The organism is Mangrovimonas sp. sgz306409 (genome assembly GCF_059735265.1).
Genome location: NZ_JCAPEU010000008.1, coordinates 39,743 through 60,944, shown reverse-complemented (window position 1 = coordinate 60,944; position 21,202 = coordinate 39,743). Strand labels below are relative to the sequence as shown.

Below are 21,202 nucleotides of genomic sequence, written 5' to 3'. Positions count from 1 at the left end.
AAATTGAAATATGCTCAGGCCAAGTATATGGAGATTACATAAATTAAAACATCAATTAAAAAACAAACAGTTATGAATACCATTACAAAACATGTAGTGCTGCTAATCCTATGTCTAAGTTTAAGCAACGTTTATGCTCAGGATACCATTCAAAAGTCTAAAACAGAGAGTAAAATTGAAGATTTATTGGAAATGAAAAAGTCTGTTGAAGAAAATGAACGAGAATTGTTGAAAGAGGAAATAGAAGATATTAATATGCGTTTCGATAAAGGCGAAATTACCCTGGAGCAAGCGGATCAACTCAAGAAGGAGGCGGCGCAAAAGCGGGCATTAAACATCGAAAATCGATTAGCTATTATAGATAATAAAATCGAGTTGTTGAAACGGAATGAAAATGAACCCTATGTTTATAGTTGGAAAAAGAAGTCTCGAATAGGACTGGGCCCTGATGGAGTTGAAATATCTGTAGCCCCTCCATTAGGGAGGGAGAATATTCCTTATGATAGAAGAACAACAACTGATATTGTGTTTGCCTTTGGTCCTAATTATTCCATTATTGACGGACAGTCAATAAATGATTCTCCATATGAATCTGGAAGTTCTCATTTTTTTGAATTGGGAATTACGGGAAAGACGCGGGTTTTGAAAAACTCCAATGCTATTAGAATAAAGTATGGGCTTTCCTTGCAATGGAACAAATTCTACATAAAAGATAATATGTATTTTGTAGAAGAGAATGATTTGATTACGCTTCAGCCTTTTGAGTATAATTTGAATAAAGCCAAATTTAGAATGACCAATTTGGTGGTGCCTGTACATTTTGAATTTGGCCCGTCAAAAAAGGTTGTTAAGGATCATTATTTTAGATATTCTACAGATAGGCAGTTTAAAATTGGTGTTGGGGGCTATGCAGGGGTTAATATGGAGACACTTCAAAAGTTGAAATACAAGGTTGATGGTGATAGGGTTAAAGATAAAATCCGTAGAAATTATAATACTTCCGATTTTGTTTATGGTATTAGTGGTTATATTGGTGTTGGAAATTATTCACTTTACGCGAAGTATGATTTATCTCCAATTTTTAAAGATCAACCAACAAGACAAAATAATTTTTCTGTGGGGATTAGATGCAATTAGGATTAAGGAAAATCAATGTAAAATGAAGCTTCGGTCATGCTTTGACTGGAGCTTTTTTTTTGTATGCAATAATGTCCTAAATTTACCTTTTCAAAAATGTATTGATTTGATTTCAAAAGCCTCTATAGAACAAGTCTTTGAAACCGCTCGCGTAGAGGAGGTTATTGGAGATTTTGTGCAATTAAAAAAATCTGGAACCAATTATAAAGGGTTGAGTCCGTTCAGTGATGAGCGCTCGCCTAGTTTTATGGTCTCTCCCGTAAAGCAAATTTGGAAGGATTTTTCTAGTGGAAAGGGAGGGAATGCCGTAACTTTTTTAATGGAGCACGAGCATTTTACCTATCCTGAAGCCATTAAATATTTGGCGAAAAAATACAATATTGAAATTGAAGAAACCGAGCAAACCAATGAACAGAAACAGGAAGCCAATGAGCGCGAAAGTTTGTATTTGGTCAATGAGTTTGCCAAGGATTATTTTCAGAAAATTCTTTTTAAAAGCGATAAAGGTCAGGCCATTGGTTTAAGCTATTTTAAAGAGCGTGGTTTTACCAATGATACCATCAAGACCTTTCAATTGGGATATTCCCTAGATGAGTGGCAGGCCTTTACCGATGAGGCTTTGAAAAAAGGCTATCAGATCGATTATTTGGAGAAAACAGGGCTGACGATTGTTAAGGAAGACAAGCGTTTTGATCGTTTTAAAGGTCGGGTAATGTTTCCAATACAAAGTATGAGTGGTCGTGTTTTGGGTTTTGGAGGAAGGATTTTGGTGACCGATAAAAAGGCAGCCAAATATTTAAATTCCCCAGAGAGTGAGGTCTACCATAAAAGTAAAGTGCTCTATGGTATTTACCACGCCAAGCAAAGCATTGCAAAGGAAGATAATTGCTATTTGGTGGAAGGATATACCGATGTGATTCAATTTCACCAAAGAGGAATCAAAAACGTGGTGGCTTCATCTGGAACCGCTTTAACTTCTGAGCAGATTAGACTGATCAACCGTCTCTCTAAAAACATTACGGTGCTCTTTGATGGTGATGCGGCAGGTATGAGAGCTTCCTTGAGAGGGATTGACTTAATCCTGGAGCAGGGCATGAACGTCAGGGTGTGTACTTTCCCGGAAGGAGAAGATCCGGATAGTTTTGCAAGGCAAAATACATTAGAGGAACTTAAGGAGTATTTGGATACTAATGCTAAGGACTTTATCCAGTTTAAGGCCTCAGTTTTGGTGGAAGATGCCAATAATGATCCTATCAAAAAGGCGGAAACCATTAGAGATATTGTCAATAGTATTGCAAAGATTCCTGACAATATCAAAAGGGAAGTATATATTCAGGAGTGTTCCCGAATTATGGACATTAGTGAAGAGGTGCTTTTTACTACTCTAGCTCAAATGGGTAAAAAGGAGGTTCAGGAGGCAAGTAAAAATGACCGCCCAGAGCAGCAAGCTTTTCAGGTAGTAAAAAGGGAAGAGCCTAAGCAGAAAATTGATTTGCAGTACGAATTGGAGCGAAAAATCATTGAAATTTTACTCCTATATGGAAGTGAAACCGAAGATTTTGATGATTTGGTTCTTAAAGAAGACGAAAAAACAGGCGACTTAAAACTGGAACCAGTTATCAATACGACTAAAGTATTCGATAAAATTTTCCTTGACTTACAGGAGGATGAAATGCAGTTTGCAAATCCTAATTTTCATAATATTTATAATTCATTGATGGAAGAACTGCATAGCGACAAGCCATTTTCCACAAGGGAATTTGTGAATAGGCTGGATCAGGATATGGCCAGTGAAGTTACCAGTATTCTTATGGAAGACGAGCGCTATACGCTTCACGATTGGGAGCGCAATTTGATTGTGCCTAAACAAAAGAGCGAATCGATAGCACAGTTGGTAAACCAAACTATTTTAAGTCTGCGTTGCTTTTTGATTGATAAAAAAGTAGCAGAATACAAAAACGACACCTTACGGGAAGATGTCGATAGAATGGCCATTATAGAGGACGTCAAAGACTACCTGGGTCTAAAAATGTTGTTATCTAGAAAACTTGGTAAAGTGGTGGGTTAACCGTTTGTTAGTTCCAAATGTTTCGCCTGATGGATTAAATCTACAAGATTGGTAACGTGTAATTTTTTGAATAACCTTGCTTTATAGGTACTCACAGTTTTTTCGTTGATATCCAATTCTTGGGCAATTTCCTTATTCTTCTTACCAGACGACAATAGTTTTAACACTTCAACTTCACGAGTGGATAGACGCTTGTACATCTTGCTCGGAGACTTTTTGGTGTCATTATAGTTAAGGTGTTTGGCCATGTTACTACTTAAGTAAATACCGCCATTATAAACCTTTAAAATAGCTTCTTTGATAGTGTCCGTGTCTTCGGTTTTGGAAAGGTACCCAGAAGCTCCTGCTTTCAATACGCTAATGGCATAGATTTCTTCTGGGTGATGGCTAAAAAAGAGCACCTTTAAGTTTTGGTGTTCCTTCTTTATGGCTCTTAAGGCGGTAATCCCGTTCAATTCTGGTAGATCAATCTCTGAAACCACAACATCTACAGAATGTCGCCGGATGAATTCAAAAATTTCGATACCGCTACCTACACTGCCAATAACCTGTATTTCGGGGCTAGATTCAAATAGCAACTGTAACCCTGTTCTAACAATCGGATGGTTGTCAACGACTAATACTTTAATCATAATAGGAAAAAATTAAGTAATTAAGTTAATATGCTATTAATCAGAGATGAAACTCAGACAAGATTAAGAGGTATATGGGGTAGTTCTTTTTGTAAATGTAATGAAAAAAATAACAGGTTTAAAGATTTGTGTTCGAAAATTAATAAGAATTATCTTAAACTATCCGGAATAGTGCATACAGGTATAGGGTTCATCTTGTGTTGGTTAGCTTTGTTGAAGCGCATAAAGATTTCAAAAACCTTCTTTTCGCGGCCTTCAAAATCATTGGCTGTTTTTCCTTCGTCTTTCATCTTCATAGCCCATTCCAATTCAGGGTAAGAAGCGCCTATTTGGTCTTCGTCTGTTCTGTCATCTCCCCATAGACCATCGGTTGGTGCAGCTTCAATAATTTCTTGGTTAACCCCTAAATATTTAGCGATTTCGTAGACTTCGGTTTTCAATAAATCGGCAATCGGGCTTAAATCAACGCCGCCGTCTCCATATTTGGTGTAAAAGCCTACGCCAAAGTCTTCTACTTTGTTTCCTGTTCCCGCTACGAGCAATTTATCAAGGGCAGCAAAGTAGTACAGTGAAGTCATTCTTAACCTGGCTCTGGTATTGGCCAAGGACATAAAACGATCTGCTTCATTGTCTACAGGGGGTAAAGCAGCTACCAAACTATCAAAAACTGGAGTAAGATTCACTTGTGTCATGCTCACTTTGTCAAATTTGGATTGCATCCATTTTATATGATTTAAGGCGCGACTTACTTGAGAGGGGGCCTGATGTATGGGCATTTCCAAGCATAGTAGTTCCAAGCCTGTCATGGCGCATAAGGTAGAGGTTACGGCTGAGTCAATTCCTCCAGAAACACCTATTACAAAACCATTTACTTTAGCATTGGTTGCGTAGTCTTTTAGCCAATTTACGATGTGGTCAACAATTTTTTCTGTTTGCATTTTAGTTACGATTTAAATCTAAGAATAGTACCTTTGCAAACAAAAATAAACTAAACGGGTTAGGAATAAAAATAAACACAGTTTAAGTTTTATGAAGAAAATAATTTTACTTTTTACTGTTCTTGTCACTGCGTTATCATGTGATAAAACCTCAAAAACAGAACAGGAAATTTCAAAAATAGACATTCCTTTTAAGGTAGAGCGCTTTGATGAAGCCTTTGCTAAAGCTACCCCGGAAGATTTACCAAAACTAAAAGCTAGCTATCCGTTTTTGTTTTCAAAAAGAATTAGTGATTCCGTGTGGATCAACCGCATGCAGGACACTTTACAGGAACAGTTGTTTGAAGAAGTAGATAAAGTTTACCACGATTTTGATGATGTTGAATTGGATATTGAAAAACTATTTCAACACTTAAAATATTACGATAAAACTTTTGCTGCTCCAAGGGTGATTACCTTGACTTCTGATGTAGATTACCGAAACAAAACCATTGTAACAGATACCATTGCATTGATAGCACTAGATACTTATTTGGGGGCAGACCATGAATTCTATTCTGGAATCCAAAAGTATATTGTTCAGAATATGACCAAATCGCAAATTGTACCGGATTTGGCAACTAATTATGCTGAAAAATACAGTTTCCAATCGCAGCGTAAAACCTTGTTGGACGAAATGGTTTACTATGGGAAGTTGCTGTATTTTAAGGATAAGATGATTCCGTTTAAAACGGATTCGGAAAAAATTGGGTACTTGCCGGAGCAATTGGCTTGGTCCCAAGAGAACGAAAGCTATATCTGGAGGTATTTTATCGACAAGGAAATGCTGTACAGCACCGATACAGGTTTGGCAGGTAGGTTTATTGCGCCTGCACCGTTTTCAAAATTTTATTTGGAATTGGATAGGGAATCCCCTGGACGATTGGGACAATTCATAGGCTGGCAAATTGTGCGTTCTTATATGGAGCACAACGACGTAGATTTTATGGATATGCTTCAACTGGAAGCGTCCGAAATTTTTAATAATTCAAAATATAAACCACGTAAATAATGGCAGAAAATATAAAATCAACAATTACATTAAATGTAGAATTGGACGAAAACCGAATTCCTGAAAACTTAAGCTGGACGGCGCAGGATGGCGGTATTGAAAATGAAGAGGCAAAGGCTATGTTATTGTCGGTTTGGGACAGTAAAGCACAGGAAACTTTGCGTATAGATTTATGGACCAAAGACATGCCGGTTGATGAAATGAAATTGTTTTTCCATCAAACCTTAGTGGCTATGAGCGACACCTTTCATCGTGCTACCCAAGATGAAAAGATGACGGCAACAATGAAGGATTTCTGTGATTATTTTGCAGAGAAGTTGGAGTTGAAAAAGAAATAATCACTTGATTTTTAGCTTAATAATTCGGTAACTTTTTAGTAACACATCCGGACTGGGTTATTTTTATTTTTACAAGGCTATTAATCAATTATTTAAAAACATTAGTTAGGCTTTCACAGGAGAAGGCAACTAATGTTTTTTTTGTTTAAATTAGCCTTATGCGAAAAATCCTCTTAGGAATTTTAATAACCCTTGCGGCACTTTTTGTCTTCAAATATTGTGCTGATCAAAAGAAAGACGAAGCGGTACTTTTGGAAAGTTCTGCATTGATTCAGGAGCAGATTCGGAATGTTGGAAAATTGGTGGTAACCGAGGGGCATTTCAGCGAAGTGTTCAACTATAAAAATTCCAAAGAGCTCTTCGGTTCTTACTTTACTTCAGATAAAAAGGCTTTGGTAGTGGTGAATGCAGAGGTGACCATTTCATACGATTTGAGCAAAATTGAATACGAGGTGGATGAAATCAACAAAATCCTGAGAATAAAAAGCATCCCCAAAGAAGAAATTAAGATAAGCCCAGATTTGGAATACTATGATGTGCAATCTGATTTCTTCAATCCATTCGAAGCTAAAGACTATAACATCATCAATCAAAAAGTAAAGGCTTCCTTAGCTAAAAAGTTGGAAGCTTCACAAATGAAGGCCAATGCCAAAGATCGATTGATTAGCGAACTGTCCAAATTTTATATACTGACCAATTCATTGGGTTGGACTCTGGAATACAACGAAACGCCTATTTATGTGCTGGACGAGTTGCAACAAATAAATCTTCAAAATTAACGGCCTTTCCTAGGCAATTTAAACTTCTGAAAAATTGAGTACTCCTGCTAATACCCGTAAAGACGAAATTATAAAAACCGCGGCCAAACTTTTTAAGGAAAAGGGCTATAGCGCCGTAACCATGCGGGATTTGGCTGGGACTATGGGGATCAAGGCAGCGAGCTTGTACAACCATATTAGTTCCAAGCAGGAAATCCTCAAGGATATTATTATTTCCTTGGCGGAAACTTTTACGGAAGGGATGAGAGAGATTAAATCTGCCGAAATTTCCAGTATCGAAAAACTTCGGAAAATTGTCAAATTGCACGTAGATATCACATCAAACAATACCTCAGGGATGGCATCCTTGAATAATGATTGGATGCATTTGGAGGAAAAGTTGGAGTATTATTTAACCTTACGCACAGACTACGAAGAGGAGTTTCGTGATATTTTAATTGAAGGCATCAATGCAGGGGAAATTGAAGACTCTAATGTCGATGTCATGTTGTTTTCTATGTTGTCCACACTACGTTCCCTTTATATCTGGATCCCGAAAAAGGAGGATTTAAACCCTGAAGAACTCTCCGAAAACTTGAGCAACGTACTTATTAACGGCATTGTTTAAAGTTGAATTTTGTGCACTTGGCTGCAATTTTTTGGCAGCTAAATTTCGATATCTACAATTATAAAGCGTTAAGCTTTGGAAATTAACATTTGTATCTCGAAATATTTTGTAAATTTGCTATCAAACTAACAAGTGTTAGTTAAAATGCATCGAACAAAATATGGCAGAGTTTTATCGAATAAAAGTTTCAGATATATATAAGGAAACAAAGGATACCGTAGTGGTGTCTTTTGAGATTCCCGAAGATTTAAAAGAGGTATTCAAGTTTAAGCAAGGACAACATTTAACCTTGCGAAAAGAAATAAATGGGCAGGACGTGCGAAGAAATTATTCGCTTTGCTCCAGTCCGTTGGACAATGAGTGGAAAGTGGCCATCAAGACCATTAGAGGAGGGCTGTTTTCCAACTATGCTTTTAACGAATTAAAGGCGGGCGATGAGTTAGAGGTAATGCCGCCACACGGGGAGTTCTTCGTGGAATGCGAGCCCGAAAGTTCCAAAAATTATATCGCCTTTGCTGCAGGTAGCGGAATTACTCCAATGCTATCCATTATCAAGACCCATTTGCACAAGGAACCGGAGAGTGCATTCAAGTTGTTTTACTTGAATCGCACCGTGAAATCCATTATCTTTAAGGAAGAAATAGAGCAGCTTAAAAATGAGTTCTTTGGACGCTTTCAGGTCTTTTACTTTTTAACCAAAGAGCAACGCGATATTCCATTTTTAAATGGACGTTTTGACCACGAAAAACTAGAGATTTTAACCAAGACCTTTATTGATATTCCAGATACGGCTCATGCCTTTATCTGCGGACCCCAAGACATGATCTTTTTGATTCGTGATGAACTTCAGTCAGCTGGATTGCCTAAGGAGAACATTCATTATGAATTGTTTTTCTCCGGAAGTTCCGAAGAAGAAAATAAGCACATCGCTGAAGTTTTGGAAGAGAAAGTAGATGGTACTGAAGTGACCATTATCGATGGTGGAAAAGAATTCCATTTCATCATGGATGACGATTTCGACAACATTTTGGATGGTGCTTTAGCCGCAGGAGCCGATTTACCTTTTGCTTGTAAAGGTGGGGTTTGCTCTACTTGTAAATGTCAAGTGAAGGAAGGTTCGGTTAAAATGAAAATCAACTATGCTTTGGAAGAAAAAGAGGTAGCGCAAAACTATGTTTTAAGTTGTCAAGCGGTACCAACGACAGATAAAGTAGTGGTTGACTTTGATGTGTAAGAATTCCTAAGGAGCGAATTCTTTAAACTATTGAAACAATTAATTTAAACATACCTGTTTTGGCAGGCATAAATTATGAGTGAAGAACAAATTAAAAATTTAGAAGAACAATTCGAGGCACGTATTGCACGTGACGAGAAAATAGAGCCTAAAGATTGGATGCCGGAAAAATACCGCCAGACCCATATTAGGCAAATATCACAACACGCCCATTCAGAGATTGTGGGGATGTTGCCAGAAGGGAATTGGATTACCAGAGCCCCTTCGTTAAGAAGAAAAGTGGCGTTGTTGGCCAAGGTTCAGGATGAGGCTGGCCATGGTTTGTATCTGTATTCGGCATGTGAAACTTTAGGGATTTCTCGTGACGAATTGTATGAGCAGTTACATTCCGGTAAGGCTAAATATTCCTCGATATTCAATTATCCAACCGTTACTTGGGCGGATATGGGAGCCATTGGTTGGTTGGTAGATGGCGCTGCCATTATCAATCAAGTGCCCTTGTGCAATACCTCATTTGGACCATATGCCCGAGCTATGGTGAGAGTGTGTAAGGAAGAAAGTTTCCACCAGCGTCAAGGATATGAAATCATGTTGAAACTTTGTCAAGGAGCTCCGGAACAAAAAGAAATGGCTCAGGATGCTTTAAACCGTTGGTGGTGGCCTAGTTTGATGATGTTTGGTCCTACCGATGCAGAGTCAACTCACACCGAACAATCCATGAAATGGAAGTTGAAGCGTAAAACGAATGACGAATTGCGTCAGCAGTTTATTGATCAAACAGTGCCTCAGGCAGAAATTCTAGGTTTAACCATTCCAGATCCAGATTTAAAATGGAATGAAGAACGTGGAAGCTATGACTTTGGTGAAATCAATTGGGATGAGTTTTGGCAAGTGGTAAAAGGCCACGGACCAATGAACAAGGAGCGTATGAAAGCTCGTGTGGGAGCATGGGAGCGCGGCGAATGGGTGCGTGATGCAGCCATGGCACATGCCGAAAAGCAACAAGAAAGAAAAGAAAAACAAGCAGTTTAAAAATAATATTATGTCAACAAAAAACTGGCCTCTTTGGGAAGTCTTTGTAAGAAGTAAAAACGGATTGGAACACAGACATTTTGGTAGCTTACATGCGGCCGATGCCGAAATGGCATTGGAAAATGCACGTGATGTCTATACAAGAAGAAATGAAGGTGTGAGCATTTGGGTGGTAGAATCAAAGTATATCACTGCTTCAAACCCAGAACATAATGGTGAAATGTTTGAGCCGGCGCAGGATAAGGTGTATCGTCATCCTACCTTTTATGACTTGCCGGACGAAGTAAAACATATGTAGTGGTTTCCTGAAAACGGGAAATTCGTAAGTAAAACAAATGTCACTTCGAGTAATTTGTGCGATAGCAACAAATTGTATCGAGAAGTAATTAAACAGATTCCCACTTTCGTGGGAAAGAGATATGAAAGACAATTTATATAGATACATACTAGGCATTGCCGATAACTCTTTGATTTTGGGTCAAAGGTTGGGGGAACTGTGTGGACACGGGCCAAATTTGGAAACCGATATTGCCTGTACCAATATGTCCTTGGATTTGTTGGGGCAAGTACGCAGTTATTATCAATATGCCGCAAAAATAAAAGGAGAAGGCGCTTCCGAAGATAGCATTGCATTCCTTCGAAAGGAACGGGATTATTACAATGCACTCTTGGTGGAGCAGCCTAATACAGATTTTGGATACACTATGGCGCGTCAATTTTTGTTTGATGTGTATCATTTGTTGTTTCTAACCGAATTACAAAAAAGTAGCGATTTAACCCTGTCGGCCATTGCGACAAAATCCATCAAGGAAGTGAGCTATCATCAACGGTTTTCTTCCGATTGGATCAAACGTTTGGGGGATGGAACCGAAGAGAGCAATACACGCATTCAAACCGCTATCAATGATCTTTGGACTTATACCGATGAGTTGTTTCATCTAACGGATGCAGATAAGGCGATGGTTGAAGAAGGCATTGGAGTGGATGTGACGACACTTAAGGAAGCTTATTACAAGACGGTTTCTGAAGTGTTGGAAGAAGCAACAATAGAAATACCAGAATCAAAGTATTTCCAAAAAGGAGGAAAACAAGGAATTCACACAGAGCACATGGGCTATTTGTTGGCCGATATGCAATACATGCAACGCACCTACCCAAATATGGAGTGGTAAAATTCCTGCGAAAGCAGGAATCTAAAATTTACAGTGGTTTCTAGAGAAATTGAAAGGTTTTAAAATGGTAGAAGAACAACAACATATAGACGAAATTCTTATCCCAATTCTGGAGCAGGTGTCAGATCCTGAAATTCCAGTGTTGTCCATTATGGATATGGGAGTGGTGCGTTCTGCCATTATTGAAAATAACCTTGTCAAGGTTAAAATCACCCCTACCTATAGTGGTTGCCCTGCCATGGATGTTATTGGAGACGATATCAAAGCCGTATTAAAAAAGGCTGGTTACGAATCGGAAATAGAATTGATTTTGGCCCCAGCTTGGACTACCGATTGGATCACAGCCAGAGGAAGAAAGGCGCTGGAAGCCTATGGCATTGCAGCTCCTTTGGAAGCTGAAGCCGATAAAGATGTGCTTCTTCATGGCAAGCGTATTGTGAGGTGTCCTCAATGTGGTTCAACCAATACACGTTTGGTAAGCCAATTTGGTTCTACGGCCTGTAAGGCCCAGTTTCAATGTGATGATTGCCATGAACCCTTCGATTATTTTAAATGCTTGAAATAATAAAACACAATGGAAAATAAACAATCACCAATGTTGGGTCTTCGTACGGTTGTATACATGGTGGAAGACCTTGAAAAAGCTAAAGCATGGTATGCGAAGGCCTTCAATGCGCAGCCATATTACGATACCCCTTATTATGTGGGGTTTAATATTGCTGGTTACGAATTGGGCTTGCATCCCAAAGAAAAGGTACAAGGTACCGATAATGGTACTGTGCAAACCTATTGGGGTGTTGAGGATATTCAAAAGGTGTACGATTCCCTAATTGAAATGGGAGCCACAAAGCATGAAGAACCTAATAATGTTGGAGGTGACATAGCCGTAGCGAGCGTGTATGATCCTTGGAAAAATATCATTGGAATTATTTATAATCCAGAATTTAAACTACCAAAATAGATATGAGTTCAATTGAATTGAAAATTGAAAATAATATAGCCTATATCACGCTTAACCGTCCAGAAGTTTTCAATAGTTTCAATCGCGAAATGGCCTTGAAACTTCAAGAGACTCTGGATAATTGTGAAACAAATGAAGAGGTAAGAGCCATTGTGTTGACTGGAAACGGAAAGGCATTTTGTGCGGGACAGGATTTAAAGGAAGTTACTTCACCAGAATTGAACCCTGGTTTCAAGAAAATATTGGAAGAACACTACAATCCAATCATCACCCGAATTCGACATATAGAAAAACCAATCATAGGCGCAGTAAATGGCGTAGCTGCTGGTGCAGGTGCCAATATAGCTTTGGCCTGCGATGTGGTAGTGGCCCATGAGCAGGTTAGCTTTATTCAGGCTTTTAGTTTGATTGGTTTGATTCCTGATAGTGCCGGGACTTTCTTTTTGCCAAGATTGATTGGCTTCCAAAAAGCGTCTGCTTTGGCCATGTTGGGAGATAAAGTGCCTGCTGAAGAAGCCGAGCGTTTAGGGATGATTTATAAAGTATTGCCATTGGAAAATTTTGAGGAAGAAGTATCTAAACTAGCCTTAAAAATGGCAAACATGCCAACCAAAGCTTTGGGATTGATCAAGAAAAGTTTGAATCAATCCTTGACCAACAACTTGCAAGAGCAGTTGGCTTTGGAATCAAAATATCAAATTGAAGCTGCGGGAACCGAGGATTATGCTGAAGGGGTTTCTGCATTTGTAGAGAAAAGAAAACCAACTTTTAAAGGAAAGTAAATGAACGTAGGAATCATAGGAAGTGGTACCATGGGGAGTGGCATTGCACAAGTGGCAGCCACCGCAGGATGTACGGTTAAATTATATGACACCAATGAAGCAGCTTTGGAAAAGGCAAGATTGTCATTGGAAAAAATATTGACCAGATTGGTTGAAAAGGGACGCATTGATACTCATGAAAAACTGAGGATTCAAAGCAATATACAATATGTGGATACCCTAAAGGAATTGGGAGATTCCAACCTTACCATTGAAGCTATTGTTGAAAATTTGGATATCAAGAAAAAGGTCTTTTCAGAATTGGAAAGCTATGTGGCAGATGACTGTATCATCGCTTCAAACACCTCTTCCTTATCCATTGCTTCCATTGCGGCCTCGCTTCAAAAGCCAGAGCGTTGCATTGGAATTCACTTTTTTAACCCAGCGCCTTTAATGAAGTTGGTAGAGGTAATTCCAGCCGTGCAGACTTCCAAAAACGTTTTGGATTTGGCGGTAAAAACCATTTCCGATTGGAATAAAACCGTGGCGGTTGCTAAAGATACCCCAGGATTTATTGTGAATCGTGTAGCCCGGCCACTTTATGGGGAAGCCTTGCGAATTTATGAAGAAGGGATTGCCGATTTTGCAACCATTGATTGGAGCTTAAAAACCATTGGAGGTTTCCGCATGGGACCTTTTGAGTTGATGGATTTCATAGGGAATGATGTGAATTATACCGTAACCGAAACGGTATTTACATCTTTCTATTTCGACCCTAGATACAAACCGTCTTTTACGCAAAAGCGTTTGAGCGAAGCAGGGTATTTAGGTAGAAAAACCGGGAAGGGTTATTACGATTATTCCGAAGGAGTTGAAATGCCTGCTCCAACAGAGGATAAAGCATTGGCCCAGCAGATTTTTGACCGTGTCTTGGTGATGCTGATCAACGAAGCGGCGGATGCTTTGTTTTTAAACATAGCCTCTGCAGAAGATATTGACAATGCCATGACCAAAGGGGTAAATTATCCTAAAGGTCTGTTGGCATGGGCCGATGAAAAAGGAATCGCTTGGTGTGTGGCCAAGTTGGATGAGCTTTATAACGAGTATCATGAAGACCGTTACAGGTGCAGTCCATTATTGCGTAAAATGAACAAAGAAAACAAAAGCTTTTTTTAATGCAGGGCGAACAAATACCGCACAAAATGTTGCACCAAGATCCGTTTAGTACTTGGTTGGGCATAGAAATCTTGGAATGCGAAATTGGTCGCTGCAAAGTAGGGATGACCGTTAGAAAGGAAATGCTCAACAGCATGGGCAAAGCACATGGAGGCATTAGTTATTCGCTTGCAGATACAGCCTTTGGTTTTGCAGCAAATACCCACGGTAGATTTTCGGTTTCCATTGAAACCAGCATCAATCATATTGAGGCCCTAAATGAAGGCGATTACTTGGTAGCGGAGTCCGTGATAGAAAAAGTAAATAACAAATTTGGCTTCAACATTGTTGAAGTAAAGCGAGGCGATGAATTAGTAGCACTGTTCAAAGGTGTGGTATATCGCACTCAAAAAGAATGGGAATGAATTCCTGCAAAGGCAGGAATCTCTTAATTCAAAAGAAATATCGAAACCTAAACAGAACAGTATTGTTTAGGAATGAGAAAAAATATAATAGTAAATAGAATTCACACTTTAGTCAGAATTAAACTGAAAAGATACCCACTTTTGTGGGCATAAATATGAAAGAAGCATATATCATAGATGGAGTTCGTACTCCAATAGGAAGTTACAAAGGCACTTTGTCGGCTGTGAGAACGGACGATTTAGGGGCTTTGGTAATTGAAGAAATAGTCAAACGAAATCCAAATATTCCAAAAGAGGCTTACGATGATGTGATTTTGGGCTGTGCTAACCAAGCCGGGGAAGACAACCGCAACGTCGCGAGAATGTCTTTGTTGTTGGCTGGCTTGCCATATACGGTGCCGGGAGAAACGGTGAACCGTTTGTGCAGTTCAGGATTGTCGGCGATTATTCATGCCAATAGAGCGATAAAAGCTGGAGATGGCGACATTTTTATTGCAGGCGGTGTTGAAAATATGACACGTGGACCTTTGGTGGTTTCAAAGCCGTCATCAGGTTTTGGAACGGATTCCAAAATGTACGATTCCAGTTTCGGATGGCGTTTTGTAAATCCAAAAATGCACGAAATGTATGGGACAGATGGTATGGGGAATACCGCTGAAAACTTGGTAGAGTTGCACGATATTTCCCGTGAAGATCAAGATAAGTTTGCCAACTGGAGCCAAATGAAGGCGACCCAAGCCCAAGAAAACGGGAGATTGGCAAAAGAAATAATGACGGTTGAAATTCCACAACGCAAAAAGGACCCAATCTTGTTTTCAAAAGATGAATTTGTAAAACCAACAACCACTATGGAAGTGTTGGGGAAATTGCGTCCGGCTTTTAAAAAAGATGGAAGCGTAACGGCAGGAAATTCCTCAGGATTGAATGATGGAGCAGCTGCAACCATTATTGCGTCTTCAGAAGCGGTTGAAAAATATAACTTAAAACCATTGGCTAGAATTGTAAGTTCTGCAGTGGTTGGCGTTGAGCCTCGCATTATGGGGATTGGCCCTGTAGAGGCTTCCAATAAAGCTTTGGCAAAGGCAGGTTTGACCATGGACGACATGGATATTATTGAACTTAATGAAGCGTTTGCGGCTCAGGCCTTGGCATGTACACGTGCTTGGGGATTGGCGGATGACGATTCTAGATTGAACCCAAATGGAGGTTCTATTGCTATTGGGCATCCACTGGGAGTGACAGGCGCACGTATCGCTTATTCTGCAGCATTGGAATTACAGGAACAAAATAAACGTTACGCTTTGGTGACCATGTGTATTGGTGTCGGGCAAGGTTACGCAGCAATTATTGAAAGAGTGTAATATGAAAAAAATACAACATTACGTCCAAGGTCAATGGACCGAAGGTAAAGAAGAAGGAATTCCGGTTTTAGATGCTATTACAGGGGAAGCTTTTACCAGTGTTGCCATTGAAGGTTTGGACATTCCAGAAATATTAAACTACGGAAGAACCAAGGGAGGGGAGATTCTTAGGAAAATGACGTTTCAAGAGCGTGGGAACATGCTTAAAAAGTTGGCCTTATATCTTACCAAACGCAAAGAGCAATTTTACGATTTAAGTTACCGTACAGGTGCGACTAGAATAGATAGTTGGATTGACATTGAAGGAGGTTTTGGTAATCTTTTTGCTAATGCGTCTTTAAGAAAATTGTTTCCTAATCAACCTTATCATGTTGAAGGGGACCCAATCGATTTATCTCGTGGAGGCCGTTTTATGGCACACCATATTATGGTTCCTAAAAAAGGGGTAGCGGTACATATCAATGCCTTTAATTTCCCAGTTTGGGGAATGTTGGAAAAGTGCGCAGTGAATTGGATGGCAGGGGTTCCTGCAGTGGTATTGCCAGCCCCGTCATCATCTTATTTGGCGGAAGCCGTAGCAAGGGAAATCATAGCCTCAGGAATTTTGCCAGAGGGAGCCTTACAAATTATTAACGGAACCGTAAAATCCATATTGGATACGGTAGAGTCTCAAGATGTGGTTACGTTTACAGGGTCTGCGGCAACAGGACGTTTGTTAAAAGCGCATCCTAGATTAATACAGGAGGCTGTGCCATTTACTATGGAAGCAGATTCTTTGAATGCTTCTATTCTTGGGGAAGATGCTGTGCCAGGGACTCCAGAATTTGATCTGTTCATAAAGGAAGTTCGAAATGAAATGACAGTGAAAGCAGGACAAAAGTGTACGGCTATCCGTCGTATCATTGTGCCTGAAGGTATTGTGGAGGATGTGCAGATTGCCTTAGGAAAAGCTTTGGATAAAGTTACCATAGGAGACCCGAGATTGAAAGAAGTGAGAATGGGATCTTTGGTAAGCAAACAACAGGTGGAAGCCGTGAAGAATTCCATTTCGGATATTGCCAAAGAAGCCGAAATGGTATATGGGAATTTAGATACATTGGACACCATTGGCGCCGATGCCCAGAAAGGAGCGTTTATTAGCCCAGTATTGTTCCGTACGGATAATCCGTTGCAAAACAAGGTGGTTCACGAACGCGAAGCTTTTGGTCCGGTAAGTACCATAATGCCATATAAAACTATGGACGAAGCGGTTACTTTGGCCCAAATGGGAAAAGGGTCTCTAGTGTCTTCCATAGCGACTAATGATGATAATATTGCGAAGGAATATGTGATAAATGCAGCTTCGCATCATGGCCGAATTTTAGTGTTGAATCGTGAAAGTGCTAAACAAAGCACTGGACACGGTTCTCCATTGCCTTATTTGGTTCACGGTGGTCCAGGACGTGCGGGAGGAGGTGAAGAAATGGGAGGTATGCGAGGTATCAAACATTATCTGCAGCGTACTGCAATTCAGGGCTCACCAACTACATTGACTGAAATAACTGGGGTATATCAGCAAAAGGCGGCCTATAAGGAAGCAGAGCAGCATCCGTTTAAATACCATTGGGAAGATATTCAACCAGGAATGTCACTTAAAACCCATAAGCGAACCTTTACAGATACCGACATTATCAATTTTGCCAACTTGACTTGGGACCATTTTTATGCCCATACAGACATCACATCGCTCGATGGAAGCATTTTTGAAAAACGTACGGCTCATGGATACTTTATTATTTCCGCAGCAGCGGGATTGTTTGTATATCCAAACAAAGGCCCTGTGGCTGCAAACTATGGTTTGGAAGAATGTCGCTTCCTACGCCCTTTGTATCATAACGATACGGTATACGTACGATTGACTTGTAAGCAAAAAGTAGATCGGGATGTGGCAGGAGCCGAGCATCCAAGTGGGATTGTAAAATGGTTTGTAGAGGTATTTGATGCTAATAATGATGAAATGGTAGCTTTTGCAACCATTTTGACCATGGTTCAGAAGAAACAAGAAACTTTGGTGGAAATGACCGAAGCTAAAATTACAGAATGTATCAACAAGCTTACCGAAGAGGATAAAGCAAAGTGGGGGAATCTAACCCCTCAGTTAATGTTGGAGCATTTGGAATATACCTACAGAATTGCCTCTGGGGAAATTCAGGATTTTGATATAGCGACGCCTGAAAAGATTTTGGAAAAAGTGCACGCCACGCTATATAACTATGAAAAAATGCCAAGTGGTTATGATTTTCCATTGGCAGAAAGATCTCGAATTACCGAATTAAAACATGCCAGTTTAGAAGAGGCTAAAGAAAAATTGAAAGAAGCTCGTGAGGCGTATTTGGCCTATTTTAAAGAACATCCAGAAGCTAAAACCAAAAATGTGGTTTTTGGAGAGTTGAATAGATACGAGTGGTATTTATTGGAGAGAAAACATCTAAATCATCATTTCGAGCAATTCGGATTGATATAAATTATAAAAGAAATTGAAGATGGAAAATAGTCCATACGTAAAGTTAAGCATAGAAAATCATGTAGGGTATGTTGAGTTTTTTCACCCAGAACATAATTCTTTGCCAGGGAATGTATTGGCCGATTTAGCCCAAACTATTACAGATGCGGGAAACAATGATGATGTTAAGGTCATCGTTCTTAAAAGTGGAGGCGATAGAACCTTTTGTGCTGGAGCTAGCTTTAAGGAATTGATCAATATCAATGACGATGCTACAGGAAAGGTATTCTTTTCTGGGTTTGCCAATGTGATCAATGCTATGCGCAAATGTCCAAAGTTTGTCATTGGGCGTATTCAAGGTAAAACCGTTGGTGGTGGTGTTGGTCTGGCAGCAGCAACTGATTATTGTATGGCGACCAAATTCGCCGAAATCAAACTAAGCGAGCTTAATATTGGGATTGGTCCTTTTGTGGTTGGTCCTGCCATAGAGCGTAAAATGGGCGTGAGTGCCATGTCGCAAATCGCTATGGATGCCAATAGTTTTTATTCTCCAGAATGGGCTACGGACAAAGGTCTGTTTACTCAGGTTTTTGATACCACTCAAGACATGGATGAAGCCATAAAAGCTATGGCTGAAAATTTGTGTACTTACAATCCGGAGGCTATGAAGGAAATGAAAACTATGTTTTGGCAAGGAACCGAGCATTGGGATGAACTGCTTTCAGAACGTGCAGCTATTAGCGGACGTTTGGTGTTGGGAGAGTTTACAAAGGAAATCTTGAAACGTTTTAAGTAAACCATGATTTACAGTTTTAAAGGATATACGCCAGTGGTACACGAAAGTAGTTTTGTGCACCCTTTGGCGGCCGTAACCGGAAACGTTATCATCGGGAAAAACTGCTATATAGGTCCTGGAGCTGCCATTCGTGGCGATTGGGGACAAATCATTTTGGAAGATGGAGTGAACGTTCAGGAAAACTGTACGGTGCACATGTTTCCGGGGAAATCAATCACGCTTAAAGAAAGTGCCCATGTTGGTCATGGAGCCGTGATTCATGGTGCTAATTTGGGAAGAAATTGCTTGATTGGGATGAACAGTGTCATTATGGACGATGCCCAAATAGGGGATGAATGCATCGTTGGTGCTATGGCCTTTGTAAAGGCAGAAACCATCATTCCAAACCGAAGTCTTGTTGTTGGAAACCCAGCCAAAGTTGTCAAGGAAGTTTCCGATGACATGATCGCATGGAAGACTAAAGGGACGCAATTGTATCAGCAATTACCTGCAGATTGTCACGAGAGTTTGAAGGAGGTTGAACCTTTAAGGGAGATTCCGGAAAACATGAAAGTTCAGGAGGGTGCCTATGACACGCTTCGTGATTATTTCCTGCGCAAGCAGGAATCTCAAAATCAGGAAAAATGAACTTATGGTACGTTTACATAATGTCAAACAAACCAAATGGTGTGATTTACATTGGTGTAACGAATGATATTCTAGAAAGAGTAAAAGAGCATAAGTTAAAGGTATATCCAAAGTCATTTACAGCGAAATATAATTGTGATAAACTTGTCTATTTTGAAAAGTTTGATGATGCTTCTAAAGCAGAAATTAGAGAAAGACAATTTAAAAAGTGGAAGCGACAATGGAAAATAGAAGTTATAGTGGATATGAATCCAGGCAGGATGGATTTAAGTATAAATTGGAATTTGAACTTAAATAAGTTTAGAAATAATGAGCGATGAAAATAGATTCCCACTTACGTGGGAACTTAAAATGCCCAAAATGGGCGAAAGTATAACAGAGGGAACCATTATCAATTGGTTGGTGAATGAGGGAGATAGCTTTGAGGAAGGGGATATTCTTTTAGAAGTTGCTACAGATAAGGTTGATAATGAAGTGCCGGCAACGAGTTCGGGGACTTTGGTGAAAACCATGTTCCAAGCTAAAGATGTGGTGCCAGTCGGAGAGGTGATTGCTGTTTTGGAAGTTTCGGAAACGTTGAATTCTTCTGAAGATGGGAAGAATACATCTGATAAGACAAAGACCGTTACATCCAAAAAGGAGACGAATTCTCAACCTAAAAAAGTAAAGAATACACAGCCATCAGTAATTGATACGGCTAGTTTTTCGGTAAATAACACCAATACATTTTTTTCGCCTTTGGTAGAAAAAATTGCAAGGGAACACCATATCAGTTTTGAGGAACTCTCAAGAATTCCTGCTACTGGGCATGAAGGCAGGTTACGAAAAAGCGATGTCTTCAATTATATCCAAGAGGGCAGACCTTATAAGTTTGCGCAGCCTGTAGTTCAAGATCCAACAGCTTATCGCATTCCGCAGTTAAGTTTTGACAAAGGAAAAGGAAAGGTTGTTGAAATGGATCGTATGCGTCAAATGATTGCCGACCATATGGTCTATTCCAAGCACACTTCCCCACACGTGACTGCTTACGTGGAGGCCGATTTGACTAATATGGTGCAATGGCGCAATGACAATAAAAAGGCCTTCGAGGAAAAGTACGGAGAGCGATTGACCTTTACACCTTTGTTTGTGGAAGCTGTTGCCAAGGCTGTTAAGGATTTTCCTAATATCAACGCTTCGGTGGATGGTAAAAACATCATTATTAAGGAGGATATCAATATTGGGATGGCAACTGCATTGCCTTCAGGGAATTTAATTGTTCCCGTAGTGAAAAATGCGGATACCAAGGATTTGAAAAAGCTGGCTAAAAACGTCAATGAAATGGCAGGCAAGGCAAGAGAAAATAAGCTGGGAGGTGACGATATTAAGGGAAGCACCTTTACCATTTCCAATGTGGGAACCTTTGGAAGCGTTATGGGAACGCCTATTATCAATCAACCAGAAGTGGCCATTTTAGCTTTAGGGATTATTAAAAAACGCCCTGAAGTTATCGAAACCGAAAATGGCGATGAAATTGCTATTAGAAGCATGATGTACCTGTCCCTGTCTTTTGACCACCGCGTGGTTGATGGCTATCTGGGAGGTAGTTTTGTGCGTCGCGTAGCCGATTATTTTGAACAGTTTGATACGAATAGAAAAATATAAGT

At 39.8% G+C, this 21,202-nt stretch carries 23 protein-coding genes; 21 read left to right on the top strand and 2 right to left on the bottom strand.

Annotation, left to right across the window (positions count from 1 at the left end; all coding sequences use genetic code 11):
* The first annotated feature begins 72 nt into the window (after positions 1 to 72).
* Together AC6I5C_RS13720 and dnaG are read left to right on the top strand one after the other, a co-directional pair.
* Positions 73 to 1,137, top strand: a complete 1,065-nt coding sequence (locus AC6I5C_RS13720; protein WP_497905646.1) for a hypothetical protein — start codon at positions 73 to 75, stop codon at positions 1,135 to 1,137.
* A gap of 106 nt (positions 1,138 to 1,243) precedes the next feature.
* Positions 1,244 to 3,205, top strand: a complete 1,962-nt coding sequence (gene dnaG / locus AC6I5C_RS13715; protein ID WP_497905645.1) for a DNA primase — start codon at positions 1,244 to 1,246, stop codon at positions 3,203 to 3,205.
* Here the strand turns inward: dnaG and AC6I5C_RS13710 are convergent.
* Positions 3,202 to 3,837 carry a response regulator gene (locus tag AC6I5C_RS13710; protein WP_053978445.1) on the bottom strand — a complete coding sequence of 212 codons (636 nt, stop codon included), beginning with the start codon at positions 3,835 to 3,837 and terminating at the stop codon, positions 3,202 to 3,204. The two genes, dnaG and AC6I5C_RS13710, sit on opposite strands and share 4 nt — an antisense overlap.
* Positions 3,838 to 3,986: 149 nt before the next feature.
* Complete coding sequence (nadE, locus tag AC6I5C_RS13705) at positions 3,987 to 4,775, bottom strand: NAD(+) synthase (protein ID WP_497905644.1); 789 nt, start codon at positions 4,773 to 4,775, stop codon at positions 3,987 to 3,989.
* Between the two features lie 91 nt (positions 4,776 to 4,866).
* Between nadE and gldB the strand changes: the two genes are divergently transcribed.
* The 19 genes from gldB to AC6I5C_RS13610 all read left to right on the top strand — a co-directional run bounded on the left by gldB (position 4,867) and on the right by AC6I5C_RS13610 (position 21,200).
* Positions 4,867 to 5,826, top strand: a complete 960-nt coding sequence (gene gldB / locus AC6I5C_RS13700) for a gliding motility lipoprotein GldB (RefSeq protein ID WP_497905643.1) — start codon at positions 4,867 to 4,869, stop codon at positions 5,824 to 5,826.
* Positions 5,826 to 6,164, top strand: a complete 339-nt coding sequence (gene gldC, locus AC6I5C_RS13695; protein WP_053978442.1) for a gliding motility protein GldC — start codon at positions 5,826 to 5,828, stop codon at positions 6,162 to 6,164. Before gldB ends, gldC begins: the two co-directional genes overlap by 1 nt.
* 158 nt (positions 6,165 to 6,322) lie before the next feature.
* Positions 6,323 to 6,943 (top strand): DUF4230 domain-containing protein, encoded by a 621-nt coding sequence (locus tag AC6I5C_RS13690; RefSeq protein WP_497905642.1) that lies wholly within the window; start codon positions 6,323 to 6,325, stop codon positions 6,941 to 6,943.
* A 34-nt stretch (positions 6,944 to 6,977) separates the two neighbouring features.
* Complete coding sequence (locus AC6I5C_RS13685) at positions 6,978 to 7,550, top strand: TetR/AcrR family transcriptional regulator (RefSeq protein WP_053978440.1); 573 nt, start codon at positions 6,978 to 6,980, stop codon at positions 7,548 to 7,550.
* A gap of 160 nt (positions 7,551 to 7,710) precedes the next feature.
* Positions 7,711 to 8,784 carry a 1,2-phenylacetyl-CoA epoxidase subunit PaaE gene (gene paaE, locus AC6I5C_RS13680; RefSeq protein WP_497905641.1) on the top strand — a complete coding sequence of 358 codons (1,074 nt, stop codon included), beginning with the start codon at positions 7,711 to 7,713 and terminating at the stop codon, positions 8,782 to 8,784.
* A gap of 75 nt (positions 8,785 to 8,859) precedes the next feature.
* Positions 8,860 to 9,816, top strand: coding sequence for a 1,2-phenylacetyl-CoA epoxidase subunit PaaA (gene paaA / locus AC6I5C_RS13675; RefSeq protein ID WP_053978438.1), 957 nt, complete (start codon positions 8,860 to 8,862; stop codon positions 9,814 to 9,816).
* Positions 9,817 to 9,826: 10 nt separating this feature from the next.
* Complete coding sequence (paaB, locus tag AC6I5C_RS13670) at positions 9,827 to 10,114, top strand: 1,2-phenylacetyl-CoA epoxidase subunit PaaB (RefSeq protein WP_053978437.1); 288 nt, start codon at positions 9,827 to 9,829, stop codon at positions 10,112 to 10,114.
* Between the two features lie 121 nt (positions 10,115 to 10,235).
* The gene (gene paaC, locus AC6I5C_RS13665) at positions 10,236 to 10,988 is read left to right on the top strand and encodes a 1,2-phenylacetyl-CoA epoxidase subunit PaaC (protein ID WP_497905640.1); all 753 of its coding nucleotides are present in this window, start codon (positions 10,236 to 10,238) and stop codon (positions 10,986 to 10,988) included.
* A 64-nt stretch (positions 10,989 to 11,052) separates the two neighbouring features.
* Positions 11,053 to 11,553: a 1,2-phenylacetyl-CoA epoxidase subunit PaaD gene (gene paaD / locus AC6I5C_RS13660; protein WP_497905639.1), complete on the top strand. Its 501-nt coding sequence runs from the start codon at positions 11,053 to 11,055 to the stop codon at positions 11,551 to 11,553.
* 9 nt (positions 11,554 to 11,562) lie between these two features.
* Positions 11,563 to 11,949 (top strand): VOC family protein, encoded by a 387-nt coding sequence (locus AC6I5C_RS13655; protein WP_497905638.1) that lies wholly within the window; start codon positions 11,563 to 11,565, stop codon positions 11,947 to 11,949.
* 2 nt (positions 11,950 to 11,951) lie between these two features.
* Entirely contained in the window at positions 11,952 to 12,731 is a 780-nt protein-coding gene (locus AC6I5C_RS13650; protein ID WP_497905637.1) for an enoyl-CoA hydratase-related protein, read from the top strand.
* Positions 12,732 to 13,886, top strand: a complete 1,155-nt coding sequence (locus tag AC6I5C_RS13645; protein WP_497905636.1) for a 3-hydroxyacyl-CoA dehydrogenase NAD-binding domain-containing protein — start codon at positions 12,732 to 12,734, stop codon at positions 13,884 to 13,886.
* The gene (locus tag AC6I5C_RS13640) at positions 13,886 to 14,290 is read left to right on the top strand and encodes a PaaI family thioesterase (protein WP_497905635.1); all 405 of its coding nucleotides are present in this window, start codon (positions 13,886 to 13,888) and stop codon (positions 14,288 to 14,290) included. The genes AC6I5C_RS13645 and AC6I5C_RS13640 overlap by 1 nt, the downstream gene beginning before the upstream one ends.
* A 155-nt stretch (positions 14,291 to 14,445) precedes the next feature.
* Positions 14,446 to 15,651, top strand: a complete 1,206-nt coding sequence (gene pcaF / locus AC6I5C_RS13635; protein WP_497905634.1) for a 3-oxoadipyl-CoA thiolase — start codon at positions 14,446 to 14,448, stop codon at positions 15,649 to 15,651.
* 1 nt (position 15,652) lies between these two features.
* The gene (paaZ, locus tag AC6I5C_RS13630; protein ID WP_497905633.1) at positions 15,653 to 18,154 is read left to right on the top strand and encodes a phenylacetic acid degradation bifunctional protein PaaZ; all 2,502 of its coding nucleotides are present in this window, start codon (positions 15,653 to 15,655) and stop codon (positions 18,152 to 18,154) included.
* Positions 18,155 to 18,173: 19 nt separating this feature from the next.
* The gene (locus AC6I5C_RS13625) at positions 18,174 to 18,929 is read left to right on the top strand and encodes an enoyl-CoA hydratase/isomerase family protein (protein ID WP_076663287.1); all 756 of its coding nucleotides are present in this window, start codon (positions 18,174 to 18,176) and stop codon (positions 18,927 to 18,929) included.
* Between the two features lie 3 nt (positions 18,930 to 18,932).
* On the top strand, positions 18,933 to 19,556 hold the full coding sequence (locus AC6I5C_RS13620) for an acyltransferase (protein ID WP_497905632.1): 624 nt from the start codon (positions 18,933 to 18,935) through the stop codon (positions 19,554 to 19,556).
* The gene (locus tag AC6I5C_RS13615; RefSeq protein WP_497905631.1) at positions 19,553 to 19,876 is read left to right on the top strand and encodes a GIY-YIG nuclease family protein; all 324 of its coding nucleotides are present in this window, start codon (positions 19,553 to 19,555) and stop codon (positions 19,874 to 19,876) included. Before AC6I5C_RS13620 ends, AC6I5C_RS13615 begins: the two co-directional genes overlap by 4 nt.
* A 40-nt stretch (positions 19,877 to 19,916) precedes the next feature.
* Positions 19,917 to 21,200: a dihydrolipoamide acetyltransferase family protein gene (locus AC6I5C_RS13610; RefSeq protein WP_497905630.1), complete on the top strand. Its 1,284-nt coding sequence runs from the start codon at positions 19,917 to 19,919 to the stop codon at positions 21,198 to 21,200.
* Positions 21,201 to 21,202 lie beyond the last annotated feature (2 nt).

Coding starts and splice junctions, on each gene's coding strand:
- AC6I5C_RS13720 (WP_497905646.1), top strand. CDS start 73: ATGAATACCATTACAAAACATGTAGTGCTGCTAATCCTATGTCTAAGT.
- AC6I5C_RS13710 (WP_053978445.1), bottom strand. CDS start 3,837: ATGATTAAAGTATTAGTCGTTGACAACCATCCGATTGTTAGAACAGGG.
- nadE (WP_497905644.1), bottom strand. CDS start 4,775: ATGCAAACAGAAAAAATTGTTGACCACATCGTAAATTGGCTAAAAGAC.
- gldB (WP_497905643.1), top strand. CDS start 4,867: ATGAAGAAAATAATTTTACTTTTTACTGTTCTTGTCACTGCGTTATCA.
- gldC (WP_053978442.1), top strand. CDS start 5,826: ATGGCAGAAAATATAAAATCAACAATTACATTAAATGTAGAATTGGAC.
- AC6I5C_RS13690 (WP_497905642.1), top strand. CDS start 6,323: ATGCGAAAAATCCTCTTAGGAATTTTAATAACCCTTGCGGCACTTTTT.
- paaE (WP_497905641.1), top strand. CDS start 7,711: ATGGCAGAGTTTTATCGAATAAAAGTTTCAGATATATATAAGGAAACA.
- paaA (WP_053978438.1), top strand. CDS start 8,860: ATGAGTGAAGAACAAATTAAAAATTTAGAAGAACAATTCGAGGCACGT.
- paaB (WP_053978437.1), top strand. CDS start 9,827: ATGTCAACAAAAAACTGGCCTCTTTGGGAAGTCTTTGTAAGAAGTAAA.
- paaC (WP_497905640.1), top strand. CDS start 10,236: ATGAAAGACAATTTATATAGATACATACTAGGCATTGCCGATAACTCT.
- paaD (WP_497905639.1), top strand. CDS start 11,053: ATGGTAGAAGAACAACAACATATAGACGAAATTCTTATCCCAATTCTG.
- AC6I5C_RS13655 (WP_497905638.1), top strand. CDS start 11,563: ATGGAAAATAAACAATCACCAATGTTGGGTCTTCGTACGGTTGTATAC.
- AC6I5C_RS13650 (WP_497905637.1), top strand. CDS start 11,952: ATGAGTTCAATTGAATTGAAAATTGAAAATAATATAGCCTATATCACG.
- AC6I5C_RS13645 (WP_497905636.1), top strand. CDS start 12,732: ATGAACGTAGGAATCATAGGAAGTGGTACCATGGGGAGTGGCATTGCA.
- AC6I5C_RS13640 (WP_497905635.1), top strand. CDS start 13,886: ATGCAGGGCGAACAAATACCGCACAAAATGTTGCACCAAGATCCGTTT.
- pcaF (WP_497905634.1), top strand. CDS start 14,446: ATGAAAGAAGCATATATCATAGATGGAGTTCGTACTCCAATAGGAAGT.
- paaZ (WP_497905633.1), top strand. CDS start 15,653: ATGAAAAAAATACAACATTACGTCCAAGGTCAATGGACCGAAGGTAAA.
- AC6I5C_RS13625 (WP_076663287.1), top strand. CDS start 18,174: ATGGAAAATAGTCCATACGTAAAGTTAAGCATAGAAAATCATGTAGGG.
- AC6I5C_RS13620 (WP_497905632.1), top strand. CDS start 18,933: ATGATTTACAGTTTTAAAGGATATACGCCAGTGGTACACGAAAGTAGT.
- AC6I5C_RS13615 (WP_497905631.1), top strand. CDS start 19,553: ATGAACTTATGGTACGTTTACATAATGTCAAACAAACCAAATGGTGTG.
- AC6I5C_RS13610 (WP_497905630.1), top strand. CDS start 19,917: ATGGGCGAAAGTATAACAGAGGGAACCATTATCAATTGGTTGGTGAAT.